The organism is Collinsella sp. HCP28S3_B9 (assembly GCF_052066095.1).
In the GTDB taxonomy this organism is placed as follows: Bacteria; Actinomycetota; Coriobacteriia; order Coriobacteriales; family Coriobacteriaceae; genus Collinsella.
In genome coordinates this window covers 17713-40906 of record NZ_JBQHST010000021.1, presented here as the reverse complement: position 1 = coordinate 40906, position 23194 = coordinate 17713, and the positions used below count along the sequence as shown (strand labels likewise).

Genomic DNA, 23194 nt, shown 5'->3' with positions numbered 1-23194 from the left:
GGACATGTCGAAGCTGGAGGAGATGGACGAGCTGAGGGGAAAGACGGAGGGCTAGAAGAGGACGGGGCCGGAGACGGCTAAATCAATTTGCGAAAGAATCTTGACGGTACCTGCCCCTTTCGCTGTTTCGCGGCTTTGCCGCGAAAGTCGCGCTACTTTGGGGATGGATGGAGGATTTGGCTGTTGCCGCTTCTTATCCCTTTGCTTTTTCGCGGCTTTGCCGCGAAACGCGCAGCACCTTGGGAAATGCATTGATGCGTGGGCGGGGCTGGATTGCGGATTCAAATGGCTAGAGAGATATGGGTGCGAACGAGAAATCGTTATTGGGGTCATCCTTTTCCATAAACTCATCGAGACAAAACGTCATGTAGATTGGAACGTACAGAACCTTGCCCTCTTTGCTGAGATTCTCGTGGCTCAGTACAACGGCCTCGGGAATTTTGTACTCGCCTACACTCATCAGACGATCGAGGGCCGCATGCGCTCGAACTTTCTTGCCCGATTTGACCTCGATTGGGACAACATGCCCGTGGGCGCCTTCGATCACAAAGTCAACTTCACCGACCTCACGCGTTTGGTAGTACCATGCATCCGCCCCGAGGGCAACGAGTTCCTGCGCGACCACGTTCTCATAGAGACCACCAAGGTTGGGAGTTTTCATATCAAGATAGACAGCGCGTGCAGTGCTACCGGGGTATCGCGATGCGAGCATGCCTGTATCAGACTCGTATAGTTTGAAGGCTGTCGTTTTCTCCGTCCTCTTGAGAGGACTCCGTGGCTCCGTCACCCTGGCGACCATCAATCCAACACCTGCGTTAACAAGCCACAGGAAATCCTGCTCATATTTTTTAAGGCGAGCTCCCTCACCCAGAGACGAAACAACAAAGCGATGAGACTCCGCCTCAAGCTGAACGGGAATTTGCTCAAAAATCGACCGAACGTTAAACGCTCGAGTCGATGCATATTTTGAGATATCGCTTTTGTACTGATCGACCAACTGAGTTTGAAGCTCACGTGTGCTCACGAGCGAATAACCCGAATCAATATAATTCTGAACGACCTCCGGCATGCCGCCGCAAACGATATAAGCTCTATAGTTCTTGAGCATCGCCTCATGAATATAGTTTTCGACAGGATGTTTCTCGACAAGGCAGCTGCGAATGCCTGCAAGCACATTCTCGCTAACGCTGTTTGCCCAACAAAACTCTTCAAAATCCATCGGGCGCATAACAATGTGCTCTACATACCCCACCGGAAAAGAAGAGATCCCCTTAAACTCAGTCCCAAGCATAGACCCCGAGAAGACATAGCTAAAGCGCCCATCCTCGACCAACGCCTTCATGAGTGTAACGATCTGCGGATACTCCTGAATCTCATCGACAAAGACAAGCGTATCGCCCTCAACAAGCGGCGCATCCGCAAGAAGGGCTACGCGGTTGATAAAGTCAACGGAGTTCTTTGCGCCAACAAGTGCATTCCTTGCTTCGATATCGAGTAGTAAATTGACCTCAAAATACGAAGCGTAGTTGCTTTTTCCAAACGCGCGAATCGCATAGCTCTTGCCGATCTGACGCGCACCAGTAACAAGTAATGCCTTATTGGAGTTATTCTTCCAGCTCAAAAGCCTATCAGTGACCTTACGGCGTAGCATTAAACCCCCAAATGACAAAAATTGACAGATAGAGTCGCCTAAAATCATACAAAAATTGGCAGATAATAACGTCGTAAATATACAAAAATTGGAAGATAGCAAAGGTCCGATAAGGTCTCAAAGCCACTGAAACAGCGCTCTACTTTGCGAAGGGGCTGGGGACGCTGTTGCGTGCGTCTCCAGCCCTCTGATTCTTACTTTGGGTCCCGTGGTGGGACTATGTTGGTGCTACCTGGCTGTTTTTACCTTGTCTCGCCGCTCTCTGTGCGTAGGCGGTAGCCGTGGACGAGGTCGCTAATAGCCGGCCAGGGAATCTGGCGGTCGACCCAAAATTGGAGCTGGACCAGATAGCGCTCAGTGGCACGGGTGAGGGCCGCGAACTGTTCGTGAGTCTCTACCTGGGCGTAGAGGTCGCGGCTGTGGGCGAGGATTGCCGTAGTGTCATTCATTTTGCCGGTGACGTCAAAGGCGCCCGAGAACCAGTCGCACAGGCGCGCGGCACTGTTGTTGATTGTTGCGAGGTCGGCGGTGCCGTCGTTGGCGTTTTCGTTGGCCTGGGCACGCAAGAGGGAGAGGGCGTCGGCGGCGTTCATACAGTAGCCGACGGTGAAGTTCCAGACGGCGAATTCGCGGCCTGTGTCGAGCTTGCGGCGGCGCATGTAGTCGATATCGCGCGGTTCCTCGAGCATCATTTGGTCGGCGAGGGCCTCAAGTGCAGTGGTGTACTCGGCAAGGTCGAGTGTGAGCAGGGTGTTGATATCCATCATCTTTAGGCCTCCGTTTCGATCTCGACGATTTCGTTTTTAATGTACATGCCCTGGTTGTCCCAGACATTGCGGCAGGCGGCGGCAAAACGCTCGCGGTCGGCTTCGCAGATGCGGGCGAACATGTTGCAGGTGCCAAAGGGCTCGCACACGTCAAAGAAGATGCAAATTGACGACCAGCCGCCATACCAGCTCACGGCGCCCGCCGGCTCGTGAAAGACGGGGTTCTCGATGTGCTCGTAATTGGCGATGGGGCCCGATACGGGATAGGTTACCTCGGCATCGCAGATCTTGGCCGAAAAGATACGTGACTCGACCGGACAGGACGATTCGAACAGCTTGCATGCCTCGGGAGCCTTGTCCCAGAGCATGTCGGCGAGAAACGTCTCGCCATTTAGCGTGATCTTGAGCATTTTTGTCATAGTAAGGACCTCCTCAATCCGTCGCTCAAGGGGTTCGCTGGCGGATAAGGAGAAGACAGCAGCGGGGTCGCCGAACCCAAACTTCACGACAGATCTCTGTCGCCCCAGCCCGTGCTGTTCCTCGCTAAAGTACCATGCCGCAATTGCGCGCGCAATATCAGTTTTTGAATTTCTGGAAGCGGCAATCGACGAGACGGCTCGCCGGCTACCGGCCGACGCGCGGTATGAACACTTGTCTATTCCTTATGCTGGATGAAAAACGCCATGTTATTGCAGGGCTGCATACTCGTCTTATAAATGCATAGAATCTCGTATAGTGCGAGTAAGATATTGCGCTGTCTGTTTTGTGTTTAGCAAAGATATAGTTTGCATAATCTGGTCTAATCCCTGCTCTATCAAAATAAAGTAGCACGTAAATAGCTTAGATATGCTTGAGCTGGGCATCTTTACGCTGAACGGGTAAAAACGACCGTTCACCGTTCAACTGTTTTCAAAATGAATAAAATGAGCGATAAAGAGAATATAAACCTTAATAAACTCGCGTATTGCACGGACGTGGGTTATTAATGGGATGTAGGCCTTTTACAGAAAGGATTCCAGCAATGTCTAAGCCTCTTGGCAAGCCCGATCGTATTGTCGTCGCCCTTGGCGGCAACGCCCTCGGCAACAACCCCGTCGAGCAGATCGAGGCCGTGAGCAACACCGCCCACGCACTCCTTGGTCTCATCGAGCAGGGTAACGAGATCATCATCACCCACGGCAACGGCCCGCAGGTCGGCATGATCCAGAATGCCTTCGCCGCCGCCCACGACGCCATCGGCACCCCCGAGATGCCGCTGCCCGAGTGCGGCGCCATGTCCCAGGGCTACATTGGTTATCACCTGCAGCAGGGCATCGGCCGCGAGATGCACAAGCGCTATAAGCGTTGGCACGCCGCCACCGTCGTCACCCAGATCGAGTGCGATCCCGACGATCCCGCGTTCAAGAACCCGACCAAGCCGATCGGCCCCTTCTACACCGAGGAGCAGGCCAAGGAGTTCATGGCCGAGGATCCCTCCAAGGTCTTCGTCGAGGATTCCGGCCGCGGCTGGCGCCGCGTCGTCGCCTCCCCCGATCCCAAGAAGATCGTAGAGGCCGACTCCATCCTCAACCTGCTCGACAACGAGTTCATCGTCATCGCCTGCGGTGGCGGCGGCATTCCCGTCGTCCGCGACTACGAGAACAAGGGTTGCTACAAGGGCGTTCCCGCCGTCATCGACAAGGACCTGGGCGGCGAGCTGCTGGCCGAGGACTGCGACGCCGACGTTCTGTTCCTGCTGACCGCCGTTGAGCATGTCGCCATCAACTTTGGCAAGCCCAACCAGGAGGAGCTCGAGGACCTCACCGCCGACGAGGCCGAGCGCCTGGCCGACGAGGGCCAGTTCGGTAAGGGTTCCATGGAGCCCAAGGTCCGCGCTGCCATCAAGTTTGCCCGTTCCCGCAAGGGCCGCACCTGCATTATCGGCGCCCTGGACAAGGCCGCCGAGACCATGGCCGGCCTCTCCGGTACCCGCATCCACGAGTAGTCTCTACTCTGTTGCCTCTCTTGTGGGCGCCAGGCAAAGCGACCACAAACTAGCCTCTCTTCATGAGCCCCGCAGTCCGCTCCGACTGCGGGGCTTTTGTTATTGAGGTGACTGTTCATGAGAAGCGCTGAAGACCGCGGAAACCCGGCACTTGGGGACGTTCCTTTTCTGCCGGCATCTTGGGACAGTCCTTTTCGACAGCGCGAGCGGTCCTCTGCAAAGACGTCCCCAGTGGCTAGTCATTTAATGGCTGGTCATTTAAGTCTGTCCCCAATGACTAGTAGTAGGCCCACATGGCTTCGATTTCGTTGAGGACTTCTACGATGCCCCAACGGCGGGCGCTACGGCTGGGCGAATTGGGATCGTAGACACCGATTTGGTCGGCGTCGTCAATGCCGTAGAGGACGATGTAATGACCCACGTTGGTAAACGTGCCGGGACGCACGACGGCGATTACGGGAGCACCCGAGCGCAAGGCCTGGACCATCGAGTCTCGGTCGTTGTAGAGCTGCGTCCCGTTAAGCCCCAGCTGCGCGGCGCCGCTCGTCATAAACGACCACTCGGTGGCACCGGTGGGGGCATAGTTGCCCGCCTCGGAAAGGGCGCACATATCGACCGGCGTCATATCGGTGCGTCCCGTCTTAAAGATGTAGACCATGGTGAGGCACGTAGGCCCGCAGGCATTTTGGCGGATGGTGCCGCCGGCGTAAGGCAGCTCCGACCACGCAGGGTCGATCTGATAGACATGGGGCATCGTGCCGGCTTGCCATTGCGAGCGCGGGGTCGAAAAGGCGAAAGAATAACCGGGCGCGACGGGGGCCTTGAGCAGCTTGTCCTCGGCGGTGGGCTCGAGACCGGCCAAGCCGTGGGACATACAGGAGCTCATAAACACAAAGACCAGACAGGTGAGGATAGAGCACAGTGCGAGGCGAAGTCGACGAGCCGGCAGGGCGGGGGCATTCACGTGCGATGTCGAGCGGTAAGGCTTGCCGTTGCGTCCGCCTTGGGGATGCGAAAAGAAGCGGTTGATATGGATGCCGGGCTGACGTACGCCGTTGCGGCGCAGCTGCGGAACCTCGGCCTGACGCTGTCGAGTGCGCGCGCCCAAGCGGCTATCTTGCTGCGCGCTTGTGCCTATGCTCGGACGGCCACTCTGCCGCGTTCTGCTTGTCTGCTGCCGAGACGAAGGCCTGGGTTGCTCTTGAGGGCGTTGCGGATTGCTGCTCGTGGCACTTCTGGGCGTCGGCGTGGTACGGCCAGCAAGGCGAACGCTTTGTCGCCGTTGATCACCGTCGTTATATCCGTATGCCATTCGTACCGCCTTGTCTCATGTATAACCTGTCTATCCTACAAAAAAGATGTGCAACAAATGGGTCTGCGCGTCGAAAGCTCGGTAAACGGTACGAAAGGCGCAAAACACACGGCTTCAAAAACATCTCTCTATGCGTTCGATGAACGTACGCCCGTCGGGCGGGCGGCAGCAATGAGCGGCAAACCGTGCCGTTCGTCCCAAAAACGGCGCCGCTCGTTTTGCAGTTCTGCCTTCGGTCGAGCTACGAGTGGCGTTGCCGTGCCAGGGCCGTATCTTAAAGCCATGAAATAAAAGTGCGCGGCAAAACAGGCCGTGCAAGGGGTGACGCCAAGGGGCGTCAGAAAGGAAAGGAGGGGAACAATGGCGGACAAGAACGCAGAAGTTGCAGTCGAGGATACCGGCGGCATGAAGAAAACGCTTTCGCTCTGGAACTTCTTCACCATCGGTTTCGGTGCCATCATCGGTACCGGTTGGGTTCTGCAGGTCGGCGACTGGATGGTCGTGGGCGGCGGTCCCGTTCCCGCTATGATCGCATTCCTCTTGGGTGCAATCTTCCTCGTGCCCGTCGGAGCTGTTTTCGGTGAACTTACGGCTGCTATCCCCATCTCGGGCGGCATCGTCGAGTATGTCGATCGTAGCTTTGGCCGTACACTGAGCTACATTACCGGTTGGCTCCTGGCCCTGGGCAACGGCATCCTATGCCCGTGGGAGGCCATTGCCATTTCGACTCTCGTGTCCGAGATGTTCGGTAGCCTGCCCGGTCTTGAGTGGCTGCGCGCCGTCAAGCTCTACACCATCCTGGGCGCCGACGTTTACCTGTTCCCGACGCTGATCGCGCTCGGCTTTGCAGTCTACGTCATCTTCCTCAATTTCCGCGGTGCCAGCTCGGCCGCCAAGCTCCAAGCCTTCCTGACCAAGGCCCTGCTCTGCGGCATGCTACTCGCCATGGGCGTCTCGCTGTTCACCGGCTCGCCGAACAACGCCATGCCTGTGTTCTCCCAGGTCGCCGGTGCTGGCGGCGGTAAGGCCGCCACCGAGGGCACCAGCCTGTTCGCCGGTATCGTGTCGGTCCTGGTTCTGACCCCGTTCTTCTACGCCGGTTTCGACACCATTCCTCAGCAGGCTGAGGAAGCAGCCGAGGGCCTTAACTGGAACAAGTTCGGCAAGATCATCTCCCTGGCCCTGCTGGCCGCCGGCGGCTTCTACATGGTCTGCATTTACTGTTTCGCACTATCCTTGACTGGCATGAGTTTGTTAAGAGCCCCGTTCCCGCGCTTGCCTGTCTTAAGGGCATCAACATGCTCCTGTACCTGGCCATGCTCGTCATCGCCACGCTTGGACCCATGGGCCCGATGAACTCCTTCTACGGCGCCACGAGCCGCATTATGCTCGCCATGGGCCGCAAGGGCCAGCTGCCCGAGAAGTTTGCCGAGGTCGATCCCAATTCCGGCGCTCCCAAGCTCGCCTGCGTCGTTCTGGCCATCATCACCGTCGTCGGTCCGTTCCTGGGCAAGAACATGCTCATCCCTCTGACCAATGTGTCGGCTCTCGCCTTCATCTTCTCTTGCGGCATGGTCGCTCTTGCCTGCCTGCGCATGCGCCTCACCGAGCCCGACCTACCTCGTCCCTACGAGGTACCCGGCGGCAAGTTTGGCATCTGTCTCGCCATCGCTGCCTGCGCCATCATCATCGGCCTGCTCGTGATTCCGTTCTCTCCCGCCTCCCTCAACATGGTGGAGTGGAGCATCGTGATCGGCTGGTTGGCTATTGGCCTGGCTCTCATGGCTTTCACCAATTCCCGTAAAAAGTAACGCCTAACCGGGGCGGATTGGGTGCGCGGTGCCCTCTCTCCCGCGTACCGAATCCGGCATCACTTGGGTAGCTTTGTGAGGCCTTAACCCAACACGGCCTCACCCACTATATGGATCCATAAGGAGGAACCATGTCCACTAAGTATGCAATCGTTGGCGGCAAGCTCATCGACGGTACCGGTGCCGAGCCGGTCGAGAACTCCCTCGTTCTCGTCGACGACAACGGCAAGATCGAGTACGCCGGTGTTATGCAGGACCTTCCCGAGGGCGTTGAGGTTATCGACGCCGCCGGCAAGACTGTCCTTCCCGGCCTGATCGACACCCACCTGCACTTCTCGGGCAACCTGACCGACGATGATACCGATTGGGTCATGCAGCCGCTCCTCGAGAAGCAGGCCGTCGCCGTCAAGCAGGCCTACGACTGCCTCACCCGCGGCCTCACCACCGTCTGCGAGATCGGCCGCTTTGGTATCCAGATTCGCGACTGCATCGACAAGGGCGTCTTTAAGGGCCCGCGCGTTCTGGCCACCGGCCTCGGCTTCTGCCGTGTTGCCGGTCACGGTGACTCCCACCACTGCACCCAGGAGCTCAACAAGGAATCCCATCCCTGGGGCGACCAGGTCGACGGTCCTTGGGATCTGCGCAAGGCCGTCCGTCGTCGCCTGCGCGAGAACCCCGATGCCATCAAGATCTGGGCTACCGGTGGCGGCATCTGGCGCTGGGACTCCGGTCGCGACCAGCACTATTGCTCCGAGGAGATCCAGGCCGTGGTCGAAGAGGCCAAGATGGTCGGTATCCCCGTGTGGAGCCACTGCTACAACAACCATGCCGCCGCCTACGATTCCGTTCGCTTTGGCTGCGAGCAGTTGATTCACGGCTTCGATATCGATGAGCGCACCATGGACCTCATGGCCGAGCAGGGCACCTTCTTCACCCCGACGATCGCCTTCCTGCCCACCTGGTACGCCACCTATCCTCCCGTCTATGTCCCCGAGCTGCACGACAAGTACGAGGGTACCCTGGTCGAGAAGGAGCTGCAGCGCAACTATGACTGCCTGCGCGAGGCCAAGAAGCGCGGCGTCGTCATGACGATCGGCTCTGACTCCTTCTCCTTCGTCACCCCGTACGGCACCTGCTCCATCGAGGAGATGTACGAGTTCGTCGACAAGATCGGCTTCACCCCGGTCGAGACCATCACCTGCGCCACCCTCAACGGTGCCAAGATGTGCCACATCGAGGACGAGACCGGTTCCATCGAGGCCGGCAAGTGCGCCGACCTGCTGGTCGTCAACGGTGACGTCGCCGCCGACATCCACGTGCTCAACACCGATAACATGGACGTCATCATGAAGGACGGCTGGATTGTCGAGGCCGGCACCTTCGGCAAGCCAAACAAGTACAGCGCCTAGAGTTCATCATCGAGCTAAGAGAAAGGGGCTCTGTGAGCCCCTTTCTAAAGATGCGATATGCAATGTACCTGGCGATTACAAAACGAGCATTAGAACGGTGACAAACGAAACGGTAATCACGGTAAGCAAGGCCATGTATTTGGCGGCCGTCTTGATGTAAGTTGCGTAGCTTACCTGAGCAAGCTCGAGACCGGCCATGATGGATCCACAAGTGGGAGTAATCATGGCTACGACACCATGTGTGGCGAGGTAGATTGCGATCATGGCTTCGGGGGCAAAGCCCAGCGATGCCGCCAACGGTCCCATGATGGGCATGGAAACGGTTGCCATGCCGGTGCTCGAGGGGATCAAGAAGGATAACGCAAAGTACAGGGCGTACGAGAGCGGCGCGAACACTGCGGCGGATACGCCGGCGAGCGCGTTGGCGGCGTTGGTGAGGATCCACACGTCGAGTCCGGTGATGGACATGAGTACGGAGACGCCGCGGGCAACGGCGACGACGAGCGCGACGGAAACCAGGTCGGCACAGCCATGAAGGATAGTATCGACGAGCTCTTTCTCCTGCATGCCGGCAACCTTGCCGATGATGATCGTCATCGTGAAGAACCAGATGCCGCATTCGGTAAAGTACCACTGGCCAAGCGGCAGGCCGGTCAAAAGCGCGCTCCATGCGGTGCTGAGGTCATCGCCTGTGGCGCCGATATCAAATAGGCCAACTCCGAACGTCTGCCACGGAATAAAGCCGATAATCATGACGACAAACGTGAGGGCGAAGAGAACAAGAACGCGCTTTTGAATCTTGGAAAGCTCGACGTGCGTGTCCTCGGCGGAATCGCCGCCCTTATCGCCGTAGAGGCGTTCTGCGGTCTTCCATTCCTCGGGGGTGAGCGATGAGGCGGCGCGGTCGGCGCGAACGCGCTTGGCATACCGCATGACAAAAATGATGCCCGAAATCTCGGCAATGGCGAACATTGCCAGGCCGATACCGATCATGAGTCCCTGGTCATAGGGGATGCCGGCCGCCTTGAGAGCATCGAGTGCGAGTCCGGTCGAAAACGGGTTGACCGTCGACCCCAAAACGCCAAGGCCGCAGCCCATCAGGACGACCATGCATCCTACGAGCGGATCCCAGCCCATGGCAAACGTGACCGATGCCAGGAGCAGGTAGAAGGGGACGGATTCCTCGAGCATGCCGTATGTGGATCCGCAGATGCCAAAAGCGAGCATGAGAACGGGGACGAGCAACAGGTCGTTGCTGCCCAGCCTGCGGACGAGCACGGCGATGCCGGTGTCGAGTGCGCCCGTTTTTTGGACGACGCCCAAAAAACCGCCGAGCACAAGAATGAACACGCAGACCTGCATGGCGCTCTCGAAGCCCAAGAAGGGGGAGGCCATAAAGTTGCCAAGCGTTGCAGCCTGCACATCGGGACTAAATGACGAAACGACCCACGAGGCGATGGCCACGAGCAGCAGGCAGCCAAAGAGGATGGTAAAAGATGATGGCATCTGGCGTGGCTTGCGCTCTTTGCCAGATGCGGCAGCCTTATCGAACATACCGAGCTCCTTCACGACGAAACACGTCCCCGCGAGGGGGATGCGCCTCTAAATTTAGTGGTGAGGTCTTGACTCTGTTGTCGACTTGAAGGCTGCACCCTTCATGTCGGGGAAGCGATGCGTTTAATAATACGTGCATCACATATCAATGATATCATCTGGGGAGTATGTGAGAACGTCTTTGGCGGCATGTATTCCGCAAACGAGCCGACCTATCGGTAAACGTACAATGCGATATACGTTATTGCAATATATATGCAGGTACTTTAAAGGACTATCCCCTAAAGATCCCTTTGCTGTTGGTCTTGTGGCCCCTGCTATTTAGGTTTGTGGTGACTGTATGTCGCTTTAGCGATAGGGGGGAGCAATAAAACGGGATGAAGGTCAGACCTTCATCCCGTTGGGCCACATGTTTTGGAAACCGTTTGGACTCCTACAGCACGTTTGCGACGGGAACGTCGTTAACCAGCTTGAAAAGCTGGTCCTTTTCACCCTTTAGGAAATGACCGATGTTGTTGCACGGGAAGATCATGAGGTCGCGCAACGATGAAGACGAATAGAACGCGGAGTGCGGCGTGATAATCACGTTGTCGCGGCCGACGAGCGGATGATTGGCAAGGTCGGGGGTCTCGTCGTAGAGCACATCGGCGCCAAATGCGCGAATCTGGCCCGAGTCGAGCGCCTCGATAAGAGCGGGCTCGTCCATGCAGAGGCCACGGCCCAGATTGATCACGATCGGCTTTTTCTTCATCTTGGCGAACTTCTCGGCATCAAAGTAATGGTAGTTCGTCTCGTTGAGGTTCATATGATTGATGATGATGTCGGCCTCGGCCAATACCTCATCGATTTCTGCCTGTTCAACACCGTTTTGCTCAAAGAGATCCTGATCGATAAACGGGTCGTTGGACACAATGCGCTTGACGAGGCCCTTGGCTTTGCGGGCGGTGCACTTGCCGATTTTTCCAAAGCCAAAGATGCCGAGCGTTTGGTCTTCTAGGCGAGGGACTTCGGGCGCCGCCGCGTAGTCCCAGCGATGCTCTTGCTCGATCTGCCCGATGTAGAACTTAAAGTTCTTGTTGAGGGCATACATGTAGGCGATGGCGCTTTCGGAAACATCCCAGGTGCAGTACTCGCCGACGGGGCAGACTCCGACGCCGCGCGCGGTAGCCTCGTCCATGTCGACGTTGTCGTAGCCGGTTGCGTTAATGGCGATAACTTTAAGCTTGGGGGCGTGCTCGAACGCTTCCTTGTCTACCTTGATGAACGCAGTGAGCAGGGCGTCGGCGTCGGCAAGGTGCTCATAAAACTCCTCGCGCGCCTCGTCGGTATACGCGTAGACCTCAACATCGATATCCTCACCCAGATGGGATTTGAGGGTCTCAGTCTCGAGGTCGTGCTGGGGCATCATGCTCTCGGCATAATCGCTGATCAGGATCTTCATGGGTGTTTCCTTTCCCCTTTGAGGGGCTTGTGGGTAAAAAGGGGCGCCGCTGCGCCGGAATCCAGCAGAGCGGCGCCCCATGAGAGGCTCGGACAAACTGTCCAGGCGAAACGTTCGGACTACGGACGCTCGATCGGCTGGGTCAGGCAGTGCGGACCGCCACCGGCGTGCAGAATCTGGTCGAGCGGCACGTCGATGACCTCGATGCCCAGGGCGCGCATCTTGTCGTTGATGTGCTTGTTCTTCTCGATGGCGATGACCTTGTTGTTGCCGATGCACTGGACGTTGCAGCCGTGCTTGTACATATCCTCACTGGCGACGGGGATGAGCTCAAAGCCGCGGCGCTTGAGCATCTGCAGGAAGTTATAGGGCAGCTGGTCAATGCAGGCGAGTGCAACTTGGGGGGCGACGATGTTAAAGATCATGTCGAGGTGCAGGTTGTCGGGCGGGCAGGGAACGCCAACGACGGTATAGCCAAACTTCTCGAGCTGATGGCGGAGGCTGGCGACTCCCTGTTCATCGGTACGATCGACCATGCCCCAGGCGAGCGTATGCTCATCGATCATCCAGAAGTCGCCACCCTCCATGCAGCCTGCGTTAACGCGGGCGACGATGGGGACACCCATCTCCTTGAGCTTTGCCTCATAGGACTGGGCCTCGATCTGGCGGACCGGATGACGGAAGTGGCCCATGACGGCGCCTTCCTTGATCATGCAGCCGTAGTCGCGGGCAAAGGTCATGACCTCGTACTTGGGGTTAGCTTCGACCTCGACGACCTCGATGCCGTTATCCTTGTAGGCGTCAACGAGCATCTGCCATTCCTTGACCATGATGTCGTTTTGCTCGGTGTCGCCCTTCTTCATCCACTCGGAAGTGATGACGTTGATGCCGTTGAAGGTGTAGTACTTCGGCGAGCACATCATGACCTTTTTGAGCGGATTGGTGGCGTTGGAGACGTAGATTTTCTCTTCAGACATGGCAGGTTCCTTTCTGTAAGACCTTACATACCTTAGGTGGAATGCGCGCGGCGGGAAAAACGGAGGGGCTTGCCCGCCGCGCGAGAATCCCCGCGGGGGAGGGCGCCTAGAGCATCACGAGGACGCAGAGGAAGGCGCAGCAGGCGGCGAACAGGATGGCGACGATGGGGGCGATCTTCTTGACCCAGTCGCCGTAGCTCATGTGCGCCGCGGCCGTGCACGTCATGACGACGATGGAGCACGGGGTGATCATCTTGGCCAGGCCGAGCGCCATGAGGTAGATGATGACCATGATGTAGACGTCGACGCCGGCGAAGGTGGACAGCGTGCCCATGATGCCCATGGTGGCGGCGGCCAGACCGGTGGAGCTGGGGATCAGGCAGGCGATGAGGAAGTAGCAGACCAGGGCGACGACGACGAAGGCGAAGGGCGGCAGGGAGGCAAGCGCGTTCTCGCACATGTTGAGGATGGACGGGGTGATCTGGCCGTTGTCCATGACGACTTGGATGCCGCGGGCCAGCGGCACGACGAAGGCGGTGGAGACCAGGCCGGAAGCGCCCTTGAGAATCGTGTCGATGATGGCGTCGGCGTCATAGCGCATAACCACGCCGATAAGGATGACCATGATCAGGGTGATCATCGAGAGTTCGGGGAAGTACCAATTCCCGAAGGCGGTGATGTCGGTGCCCAGGATGTTGCGCAGGACCGGGGTGGCGGCGATCCAGGCGGTAAAGTCCTCGAAGAATGTCCACTCGGGATTGAGAGAGGTCCAGGGAGTCAAGCCGACAATCATAAAAGCGAAGGTGAGTACGAACAGTACGAGCGCGCCCTTCTGACGACCAGTGAGGGTGAGGTCCTCGTCGTCGGCGGCGGGGAACTCCTTGAGGTCCTGCTCGCGGCGGAAGAACTGGACGGACTTCTCGGGATGCGCCTTGATCTTGTCGGCATAGCGGCAGATGAGAAGGATGACAAGGCCGGTGAAGATGATGAACATCGCGATGCGGGGAATCATGCCCTCGCCGGGGGAGATGCCGGCGATGCCCGATGCGATACCCGTGGAGAACGGGTTGATGATCGAGGAGAGGCAGCCGATCTGGGTGCCGAGGACGACAATCATGATCGCGGTGACCGTATCGAGGCCGAGTGCCAGGATGACGGGCACGAACATCAGGAAGTAGACGATGCCTTCCTCATAGGCGCCTTCGAGTGTGCCGAAGAAGGCCATTAGGATAACGAGGATGGCGATGAGCGCATGCATGTTGTTCTGATTGGCTATGGTGATGCGCTTAATGGCCGTCTTGAGGGCGCAAGTGCGATCCATCATCTCGAGCAAGCTGCCGAACAGCATGATGGTGAGGGAGATGGAAATGGCGCCGGAGACTGTGCCGCCACCGAGCATGCCGGTGATGGGTGCCATGAAGATGTCCCAGAGGCCCTGGGGGTTGCTCTCGACCACGTGGTAGGTGCCGGCGATGGCATCGCCGCCCTCGGAGAGCTCGTAGGCTCCGCCGGGGACGAACCAGGTCAGGAGGGCGATGAAGGCGATGACGGCGAACAGGATCACGTACGTGTTCGGCATCTGGAATTTCTTCTTCGCCGTCTTTTCCTTAATTTCTTCAGCCATGGTGTGTTTCCTTACATGAGGCGCCGCGGCCCGGAGGGGGCGGGTCGCGGCGTGCGGTCGGTCCGTGGCGCGGCTAGACGCGCGGGATATAGAGGTTGCCGAGGGTCGCGGCCATGATGGCCTTGATGGTGTGCATGCGGTTCTCGGCCTCCTCGAAGCAGCGGGAGTGCTCGCTGTAGATCACGTCGTCGGTGCACTCCATCGCCTCGATGCCGTGCTCCTCCTTGATCTTGGCGGCGTACTCGGTCTCGGCGTTGTGGAAGGCCGGGAGGCAGTGCAGGAAGATCCAGTCGGGGTTCTCGATGTGGGAGACGAGCTCGGCGTTGACCTGGAACGGGGACATCAGGCGGACGCGCTCAGCGAACTGGGACTCCTCGCCCATGGCCGCCCAGACGTTGGTATAGACGGCGTCGGCGCCGCGGACGGCGTCCACGGGGTCGTTGGTGACGCGGATGGTGGCGCCGGACTCGGCGGCGAACTCCTGCGCGAGGGCGACGATCTCGGGGTCGGGCTCGAGCTCCTTGGGTGTGGCGTTGACGTAGTTCACGCCCAGAATGGCGGAGGTGATCATGAGAGAGTTCTGGACGTTGTTGCGACCCTGGCCGCAGTAGGCGAGCGTGAGGCCCTCGAGCTCGCCGAAGTGCTCCTTGATGGTCATGAAGTCGGCCAGCATCTGGGTGGGGTGTTCGCGGTCGGTGAGGCCGTTCCACACAGGGACGCCGGAATACTTGGCGAGCTGTTCGACGTGATCCTGCTTGAAGCCGCGGAACTCGATGGCGTCGAACATGGAGCCGAGCACCTTGGCGGTGTCGAGGACTGTCTCCTTCTTGCCCAGCTGGATGTCGCCCTTGCCCAGGTACTCCGGATGGGCGCCCAGGTCGATGCAGGCGGTGGTGAAGGCGGCGCGGGTGCGCGTGGAGGTCTTCTCGAAGAGGAGCGCGACGTTCTTGCCCTCGAGGTAGCGGTGCGGGATGTTGCGCTTCTTGAGGTCCTTGAGGTGCTCGGCGAAGCCGATGAGCCACATCAGCTCGTCCTTGGTGTAGTCCCTCGTGGAGAGCAGGTGGCGACCCTGGAAAACCGATTCAGTCATAGTTTGTCCCCTTTCATCGGTTCTTGCCCTATCCCCGACGGACGCCCGCGCGGGCCCCTCCAGACAGGTCAGGCGTTTCGTTCGCCCCGGTTGGGGCATCGATACCTGTTATCGGGTGCCGGTGCAGCGGCACGTCGAATCCATGACTCAAAGTCTAGGAGCGCCAAGATGTCGCGTCTTTGGTGCCAACTCAAAGTCTTCTAGGGGTCTATTTGTCACTATTTACAAATGAACAGGTTTTAGGAGCGATTGAGGACTTGTATGGCCAATCATTTAGGCATATTCAGAGTCATTTTGTGAGATATAACGATTTGGCTCAGCTTGTTTTATCTGTTGAGGAATGCAAGCGAAAGGAAGACGAGTAACTCGCGATCGCGTGAGTCGCTCATGTCGAGGAGTGTGCGAATACGCCGCAGACGGTATCGGACGGTGTTGGGGTGTTGATGCAGGTGCTTAGCGGTGTCGACGATATCGCCGCTGCAGTGCACAAAGGCGCGTGCCGTCTGGACTAGTTCGGTAGAGTTTTGTGCGTCATATTTTTCGATACGGCTACGGAAGCCCCGTGCGGTGCGCTCGAACATGGGGTTGGTCTGAGCCGCGTACGAGAAGGCGTCCATTGACAGGTCCGACCACTCGAGTCTGCGTGTTCCACGCAGATGGGCTTCGTTGAGCAGGATAGTTGCCTGGCGAATAGAGATATCAGCCTCGCCCAAGGGTACTAGGTCGCCCACGCCATAATAGTTGACGCCAACGCCTCGAATCGCATTCTCCAGGTCATGGAAGATGTCATCATGCTGTTCATCGATAGCGTACGAGACAAAAACCAGTAGTGCGTCGTGGTATCGAAATGCGCAAGCGTTTTGGACCTCTTCGTGCCGCTGACGAAACGAGTTGAGAAAATCGTTAAGTGTATCTTGAATTGCGTACAGTGAGCATCGGTCATCCTTTTCAGCCGAGATGGCGATGCAACGCATCGTCGAGCCGGTAAGACCTGCCAGTTTGTTGATTTCTTGCCGTACTTGAGACTTCGATCTTCCCACCAAGAACTGATCAACGGCATCGCTTTTGTCAGATGCGTCAAGATCGCGTTGAAGGAGATTGAGCGATTCGAAAGCGACGCGTTCGTGGTAAGCACCGGAATAGAGGTACACCGGGACACCCATACGCACACTTGCTCGGGCGACTGCATCGGTGAAGCAAGGCGAGTACACGCGTTTGACCGCAATGGCTGCGACGCGCCGCTCGATCATGGCAATGAGCGACGCGTCGGAGAGGGCGGGGTCATCGTAGCAAAAGCCTAGATTGGTGAGGATGAACTCGCCGGGCATGTACGCGTCGTAGCCGTTGATCGAGGGAGGGCAATCTAGGATGCCGACGTTGTAGACGCGGTGTTCTCCGGCGTCTTTGATAGGCGCGACTAGGTTGATTTGCTCAAATGCCGGTAGGGCCAAAATATCGGCGACTGTAATCATGGGTGTCTCCGTGCGACGTGAGGCTGTTTAATGGATGCGAGGCAAGCGCTGCCTGTTCATTAGATAGTATGACGGGAATTGGGTGCGAGGTGCACATGTTGATATTAAACGATAACCCCTGCTCCACATCGGGGCCGCAGTGGAGAAGGCGTGGGCAGTGGAAAAGACTGGCTGCAGTCCGCATGCCATCGTTTGCCGACGCAGGTTTGGCATGGGCGCGCGGTGGGCATAATGGGTGACATCGAATGAAATCGAAAGGATCATTATGCCTGCGCTTATTACGCATCATCTGTTTGGCGAGGAAAGCATCGATCATCTGCCGCAGGGCGTCATTACGTCCGACGAGGAACGCATTGCCTTTATCCTGGGCAACCAGGGTCCCGATCCGTTTTTCTTCCACATCCTGACGCCGCGCGTTTCCGACTGCACGCTGCTGGCGCAGGCCATGCATCGCTCGCGCATGTCGCGCCAGTTCTCGTGCCTGCGCGACGGCGTGTCCCATCTGCTCCCGCGCGATGCCAACTTGGGCCGCGCCTTTGCGCTGGGCCTGCTGTCGCACTACGTTCTCGACCGTAATGCGCACCCCTTTGTCTACGAGCAGCAGTTTGGCATTGTCGAGTCCGATCCCGAGCTGGAGGATTCGGGCAGCCAGGTCCATGCGGTGCTCGAAAGTGACCTGGACGTGTTGATGCTGCAGCTCAAGCGCGACGGGGCCACGGTCGAGGACTATCCGCCGGCGGGCGAGATCGTCACCACCGACCGCATCAATCGCGTGGCCGGCGTGCTGATGAGCTATGTTGCCGGGCGTGTGTACGGTATCGATATCCCAGCGGGGGAGTACGGTGCCGCCGTTGCCGACATGCAGCTGCTCTATCGCGCCATTGAACCGGCGGGCTCGGCCAAGACGCGTGCAATTGCCTTGGTCGAGGGCCTAGTACACGACTACTCCCTGCTCGATGGCCTTGCTCACCGCGTGACGACCGAGCCGCCCGAGCGCACCGGCAATCTGGGCCATCTGACGTGGAAGAATCCCTTTACCGATGAGGTCTCGAACGAGAGCTTCCCCGAGGTCTTTGACCGCGCGCTGGTCGATTACGAGTGCACGGTCACCCGCTTTATCGAGACCGGCGATATGGAGGCCGTGACCAACCACGTCAATTACAGCGGTCGCGTACTCGGCGCTGACGAAGAGTTCGACCGCGAGGAGTAGGGTTCGTGCGTGTCCCTTTGCCGAATCCTTACCGGTGCCTCTGTGCAATTGGGGTACGATGAACTGACTGCATATCGGGCGAATACGAAGGGTCCCTGTCCATGAAATACACCAAGCTCGAGCGTAACTGGGTTATGTACGATGTGGGCAATTCGGCCCTCGTGTTGCTCAACACTTCGGTGGTGCCCATCTACTTTAACGCCATCAATACCGGTGCTTCCTCGGCCGACCTGGTAGTCGCTTGGGGTAGCGCGCAGACGATTGCCTCGCTGGTCATTGCCATGCTCATGCCCATTCTGGGCGCGCTTGCCGATTACGCCGGCAACAAGATCAAGTTCTTCTTGGGCTTCTTCCTCACGGGCTTGGTGCTTTGCCTGGCGCAGGCTATCCCAATGTCCGCCATGGCATTTTTGGCCGTGTACGTGCTGTGCACCATCGGCCTTAACTCTTCTATGACGTTCTATGACGCCATGCTGCCCGACATTACCACCGACGAGCGCATGGACGCCGTGTCCAGCTCGGGCTATGCCTGGGGCTACATCGGTTCCACCGTGCCGTTCATCATCTGCCTGGCGCTTATCATGGGTGGTCCCGCTCTTGGCGTCCCCACCATGCTGGCAACGCGTCTGTCGTTTGTCATCACTGGCGCCTGGTGGCTCATCTTTACCCTGCCGCTCATTCGCACCTATAAGCAAAAGTACGGTCGCGAGCGCGGTCCCGAGGACACCATCGGCCACATCGTGGGCGGCGTGTTCTCCGAAGTCGTACACACCATGCGCGAGATCGCCCACAACAAGACCGTGCTGGTCTACATGATCGCGTTCTTCTTCTACATCGACGGTGTGCACACGGTCATTTCCATGGCAACCAGCTACGGTTCGGCTCTGGGCATCGACTCGACCCAGCTGGTACTGGCCCTGCTCGTTACACAGTTCGTGGCCTTTCCGTCCGCCATCATCTACGGCAAGCTCGCCGGACGCGTGGGCACGCTCAACATGATCCTGGTGGCGGTCGCCGCCTACATGGGCATTGTGCTGTTCGCCGCGTTTTTCCTCAAGACCGCCTTTGAATTCTGGGTGCTTGCCATTATGGTCGGCCTGTTCCAGGGTGGCGTGCAGGCACTCAGCCGTAGCTACTTTGGCCGCATCATCCCCAAGGAAAAGTCCAACGAGTACTACGGCTTCTTTGACATCTTTGGGCGCTATGCAAGCGTTATGGGCACCTTTCTGGTGTCGGTCGTCACCTCGCTGACCGGCAACCCGTCGCTGGGCGTTCTTTCCATTGCTGTGCTGCTGGTCGTTGGCTTTATGCTGCTGGCCCGCCTGTCTCGCATGACTCGAGCGGCAGAGCATGCCGCATAGGAGCGAGCGGCTATTGTGCCTGTCCGCGGTACTCTTTTGGGGTTATCCGCAATAAACATTGCGACTTGCGAGCAATGATTTGCCCAAGTGGGTATGATGGAATCAGCTAGGTCGCGGGGCGTCGCCTGTGTTTGGCGGCGCCTCGTTTTTGTGTTGCAGGGAGGGAAGGCATGAACGCCACGGTTGTGATTCCAACATATTGGGCGGGCGATGATGCCCATGCAAACGCTCCCGGTGTCTATGACCACTCGACGAAGCTCAACGCCACCAATCCCGAGCTCGATCACTGTCTTGCTTCGCTCGAGCAGGTACGCGATATTCCGCGAATCATCCTTTTGGTGGTCTGTCCCATCTCGGCCACGGCGGATGTGTCGAAGCGTGTACGCGAAATCGTCGACGCGCACCCTACGCTCAAAGTTACCGTAGTCACCAATACCCAGGCATCGCGTATCGCCGACCGCGTAGCGCAGATTGCGCCCAAGGGTTCGGGAGAATGCGTGAGCCTGCGCGGCTATGGCGCCATCCGCAATATGGGACTTGCCTGTGCCGCCGTGCTGGGTCACGATGCCGTCATCTTTTTGGATGACGACGAGACTGTCATCGATGCCGACTTTATGAAACGCGCGACTTACGCGTTGGGGCAGCAGACGCGTCAGGGCCTGCCGATCTTGGTTAAGAGCGGCTACTTTTACGATCGAGACGGATCGCCGCTGGCCCCCACGGACAAGGTGGGCATCTGCCACCGTTGGTGGACCAAGCGTATTGAGTTCAATCGCTGGATGAAAAAGGCGCTCTCGGGCACCCGTATTTCGCGTTCAAACTATGTGTGCGGCGGCCTTATGGCCCTCCATGCCCGCGCCTTTACCCGCGTGGCATTTGACCCGTTTATCACTCGTGGCGAGGACCTGGACTACCTCTTTAATATGCGCATATTTGGCTACGACGTATGGTTTGATAACGAGTGGACCGTGCGCCATCTGCCGCCCGAGTCCGAGAAACGCTCGCCGCGCTTTATGCAGGACGTGTACCGTTGGTACTACGAACGTGCCAAGCTAACGTTTGCCGCGCATCAGAAAGAGCTCATTCCCGTTACAGCCGCGTCTCTCATGCCCTATCCGGGCCCGTGGATTTCGCGCGAGCTTGACGATCGCGTGCGTAAGACTGCCATGGTCCGCAGCATTTTTACCCGCGAGCACGAGGGATACCTACGCATTTGGCGCCACGGTATTGACGAGGCCAGGACCTACGCACGCCAAAACGCCGCAAGCTACCTGCGTTTCCAGAGCTTCTGGCCCAAGATTATGGATGAGCTCTGGCGTGACGCCCAGCTGACCAGCATCCTGGAGGGGACTGAATGATCGACCGCCGCGCCCAGCGCGATAGTTCAATGTCAATCTTTCGCATCATTGCCGTATCCTGCGCCATTTGTGTGCTGGTGTACTTTGTTTTTGCCCTGGCGACTGGAATCGAGCCAATCGCGACCGTGGTCGCCTGTACGCTGCTATGCATCTTCCTGTGTATCTTTATCTTTTTGACGCTCAATCCCGATTCGGTTCGCTCGCAGTACACCGAGGAGACGCTCTCGGTGGCCTCGGCCATGCTCGAGGACATTAAAGGCGGTCTGACGCAGGAGTCAGCACGTCTGGTGTGCCAGCGCATTTTGCCCGAGACACGCGCCATGACAGTTGCCGTTACCGACGAGAGCAACGTACTGGCCTGCGCGGGCGAGTTTGAGGAAAAGCTGCTGCCCAATTCTCCCATTCATACGCTCGCCACGCGCTACGTCATCGAACACGGTATCGTCCAGTCGTTCAACCGCGTGGTGGACGTGGTGGGTTCGGATGGCTCACACAACCAGGTCCCCGCTGGCATCATCGCACCCATCAAGGTGGGCGACCGCACCGTCGGCACGCTCAAGTTTTATTACAAGACCCTGCGTGCCGTCGACCGTACCCAGTATGCGCTCGCCTCGGGTTTTGCCGAAATCCTGTCCACGCAGCTCGCCATTCACGAGCTCGAGGTGCAAAAGGAGCTCACGGCCCGTGCCGAGGTGCGTGCCCTGCAGGCGCAGATTAACCCGCACTTCCTGTTCAACACGCTCAACACCATCGCATCGTTTACGCGTACCGACCCGCTGCGCGCCCGCGAGCTGCTGCGCGAGTTCTCCTCGTTCTATCGCGCAACGCTCGACAATTCGGGCTCGCTCATTCCCGTGTCGCGCGAGGTCGCACAGACCAAGCGCTACCTGACGTTTGAGAAGGCGCGCTTTGGCGAGGATCGCGTGCTGGCGACCTTTGACGTGTCCGAGGACGTCGAGGACACGCTGGTCCCGGCATTTGTGATCCAACCGATTGTCGAGAACGCCGTGCGTCACGGCATGGGTGATGCCAGTGCGCTGAAGATTGACGTGACGGTGCGCAGGGATGGTGACGATGCGATTTTGATTTCGGTGGCCGATGACGGTGTGGGCATGGACGAGGGCATCGCTGCCAGACTGTTTGACGAGCGCTCTGCCCGTCCCGACGCCAGCTCCCCGCAGGGTGGCGGCGCCGGCGTTGCCATGCACAATATTTCGGAGCGCATTCATCGCTTTTATGGGCCGCACTCCTATACGCGCGTCGAATCGGCGCCGGGTAAGGGCGCTAAAGTGCTCCTACATCTCGATTTGTCGGAGAGCATCTTCGACATTCAAGAGTAGAATAATTGGTCACGGGCTTAACGCCGGTTGGCGTATGCCCGACGTAGTTAGTTGACGAAAGGTTTTATCCCCATGCTGCGTGCGATGATTGTGGATGATGAGGCACCGGCCCGTTCGGAACTTCGCTTCTTGCTCGAGCAGACGGGCAAGATCGGCACGATCACAGAAGCGTCGAGCGTTCGCTCCGCCATCGAGATGCTTATGGAGAGTCGCGTTGATGTCGTGTTCCTCGATATTTCGATGCCTGGCGCTTCGGGTCTGCAACTTGCCGAGGCGCTGCATAAGCTTAAGAATCCGCCGGCGATCGTGTTTGTGACCGCGTACAGCGATCATGCGGTTGAGGCGTTTGATGTGGATGCCGTCGACTATCTGATGAAGCCGGTAGAGGAAGCCCGCCTGGATCGTGCAATCGAGAAGGTCATGCAGCGCACGAAGCCCGTTGCGGACAGCAAGGTGACCATCGAGCGCATCCCGGTGGAGAAGGGCGGCCGCAAGGTGCTCATCCCCGTGGACGACATTCGCTTCATTATGGCCAAGGACGATTACTCCTGTATCTATACCGTCGACGATCGTTTTTTGTCGACGACCTCGCTGGCACAGTTCGAGGCCAAGCTTTGTGATTTTGGCTTCTTCCGCGTTCACCGCCGCTATATCGTTAACTTGGCGTGTGTTACCGACGTCGAGACGGTTCCCTCGGGCGCTATCCAGCTGGGCATTACGGGCGTCGACGAACGCGTACCGGTTTCGCGCCGTCGCGTCGTACCGCTCAAGAAGGCCCTGAGCCTCTAGCACACCGGCTCCGCAGCCCTGTAGACCAAAATCGTCTGCGGAGC

17 protein-coding genes and 1 pseudogene are annotated in these 23194 nt (G+C 58.2%); 8 read left to right on the top strand and 10 right to left on the bottom strand.

The annotated features are described in order from the left end of the window. Window positions 1–289 precede the first annotated feature (289 nt). From ACTNBB_RS06370 to ACTNBB_RS06360, 3 genes are all read right to left on the bottom strand, one after another. Window positions 290–1651 carry an ATP-binding protein gene (locus ACTNBB_RS06370; protein ID WP_441064199.1) on the bottom strand — a complete coding sequence of 454 codons (1362 nt, stop codon included), beginning with the start codon at window positions 1649–1651 and terminating at the stop codon, window positions 290–292. A 242-nt stretch (window positions 1652–1893) separates the two neighbouring features. Continuing rightward, on the bottom strand, window positions 1894–2418 hold the full coding sequence (locus ACTNBB_RS06365) for a hypothetical protein (protein WP_441071050.1): 525 nt from the start codon (window positions 2416–2418) through the stop codon (window positions 1894–1896). A 2-nt stretch (window positions 2419–2420) separates the two neighbouring features. Beyond that, window positions 2421–2837, bottom strand: a complete 417-nt coding sequence (locus ACTNBB_RS06360) for a DUF3830 family protein (protein ID WP_154518619.1) — start codon at window positions 2835–2837, stop codon at window positions 2421–2423. Window positions 2838–3439: 602 nt separating this feature from the next. Here ACTNBB_RS06360 and arcC point away from each other — a divergent pair. After that, window positions 3440–4402: a carbamate kinase gene (gene arcC, locus ACTNBB_RS06355; protein ID WP_006235166.1), complete on the top strand. Its 963-nt coding sequence runs from the start codon at window positions 3440–3442 to the stop codon at window positions 4400–4402. 277 nt (window positions 4403–4679) lie between these two features. On the opposite strand, the gene ACTNBB_RS06350 is transcribed toward arcC, so the two are convergent. Then, entirely contained in the window at window positions 4680–5510 is an 831-nt protein-coding gene (locus tag ACTNBB_RS06350; protein WP_441057213.1) for a C39 family peptidase, read from the bottom strand. 564 nt (window positions 5511–6074) lie between these two features. On the opposite strand from ACTNBB_RS06350, the pseudogene ACTNBB_RS06345 reads away from it, so the two are divergent. Both ACTNBB_RS06345 and ACTNBB_RS06340 read left to right on the top strand, forming a co-directional pair. After that, window positions 6075–7525, top strand: a pseudogene (locus ACTNBB_RS06345) (APC family permease). Window positions 7526–7656: 131 nt separating this feature from the next. Next, entirely contained in the window at window positions 7657–8934 is a 1278-nt protein-coding gene (locus ACTNBB_RS06340) for an amidohydrolase family protein (protein WP_441057215.1), read from the top strand. A gap of 75 nt (window positions 8935–9009) precedes the next feature. On the opposite strand, the gene ACTNBB_RS06335 is transcribed toward ACTNBB_RS06340, so the two are convergent. The 6 genes from ACTNBB_RS06335 to ACTNBB_RS06310 all read right to left on the bottom strand — a co-directional run bounded on the left by ACTNBB_RS06335 (window position 9010) and on the right by ACTNBB_RS06310 (window position 17092). Further along, on the bottom strand, window positions 9010–10488 hold the full coding sequence (locus tag ACTNBB_RS06335) for a YfcC family protein (protein WP_441057217.1): 1479 nt from the start codon (window positions 10486–10488) through the stop codon (window positions 9010–9012). 433 nt (window positions 10489–10921) lie between these two features. Then, on the bottom strand, window positions 10922–11929 hold the full coding sequence (locus tag ACTNBB_RS06330; protein ID WP_441057219.1) for an NAD(P)-dependent oxidoreductase: 1008 nt from the start codon (window positions 11927–11929) through the stop codon (window positions 10922–10924). Between the two features lie 119 nt (window positions 11930–12048). Then, on the bottom strand, window positions 12049–12906 hold the full coding sequence (locus ACTNBB_RS06325) for a dimethylarginine dimethylaminohydrolase family protein (protein ID WP_441057221.1): 858 nt from the start codon (window positions 12904–12906) through the stop codon (window positions 12049–12051). A 106-nt stretch (window positions 12907–13012) separates the two neighbouring features. Then, on the bottom strand, window positions 13013–14530 hold the full coding sequence (locus tag ACTNBB_RS06320) for a YfcC family protein (protein WP_441057223.1): 1518 nt from the start codon (window positions 14528–14530) through the stop codon (window positions 13013–13015). A 73-nt stretch (window positions 14531–14603) separates the two neighbouring features. Next, window positions 14604–15620: an ornithine carbamoyltransferase gene (gene argF, locus ACTNBB_RS06315; protein ID WP_441057225.1), complete on the bottom strand. Its 1017-nt coding sequence runs from the start codon at window positions 15618–15620 to the stop codon at window positions 14604–14606. 326 nt (window positions 15621–15946) lie between these two features. Then, window positions 15947–17092 (bottom strand): helix-turn-helix domain-containing protein, encoded by a 1146-nt coding sequence (locus ACTNBB_RS06310; protein WP_441057227.1) that lies wholly within the window; start codon window positions 17090–17092, stop codon window positions 15947–15949. Window positions 17093–17357: 265 nt separating this feature from the next. On the opposite strand from ACTNBB_RS06310, the gene ACTNBB_RS06305 reads away from it, so the two are divergent. From ACTNBB_RS06305 to ACTNBB_RS06285, 5 genes are all read left to right on the top strand, one after another. Then, window positions 17358–18302, top strand: a complete 945-nt coding sequence (locus tag ACTNBB_RS06305) for a zinc dependent phospholipase C family protein (RefSeq protein ID WP_441057229.1) — start codon at window positions 17358–17360, stop codon at window positions 18300–18302. Between the two features lie 101 nt (window positions 18303–18403). After that, window positions 18404–19663 (top strand): MFS transporter, encoded by a 1260-nt coding sequence (locus tag ACTNBB_RS06300; protein WP_427728898.1) that lies wholly within the window; start codon window positions 18404–18406, stop codon window positions 19661–19663. Window positions 19664–19833: 170 nt separating this feature from the next. Further along, complete coding sequence (locus ACTNBB_RS06295; protein ID WP_441057231.1) at window positions 19834–21021, top strand: glycosyltransferase; 1188 nt, start codon at window positions 19834–19836, stop codon at window positions 21019–21021. Next, window positions 21018–22361 (top strand): histidine kinase, encoded by a 1344-nt coding sequence (locus ACTNBB_RS06290; RefSeq protein WP_441057233.1) that lies wholly within the window; start codon window positions 21018–21020, stop codon window positions 22359–22361. Before ACTNBB_RS06295 ends, ACTNBB_RS06290 begins: the two co-directional genes overlap by 4 nt. A 72-nt stretch (window positions 22362–22433) precedes the next feature. Next, window positions 22434–23150 (top strand): LytR/AlgR family response regulator transcription factor, encoded by a 717-nt coding sequence (locus ACTNBB_RS06285; RefSeq protein WP_154518646.1) that lies wholly within the window; start codon window positions 22434–22436, stop codon window positions 23148–23150. The last annotated feature ends 44 nt before the right edge of the window (window positions 23151–23194 follow it).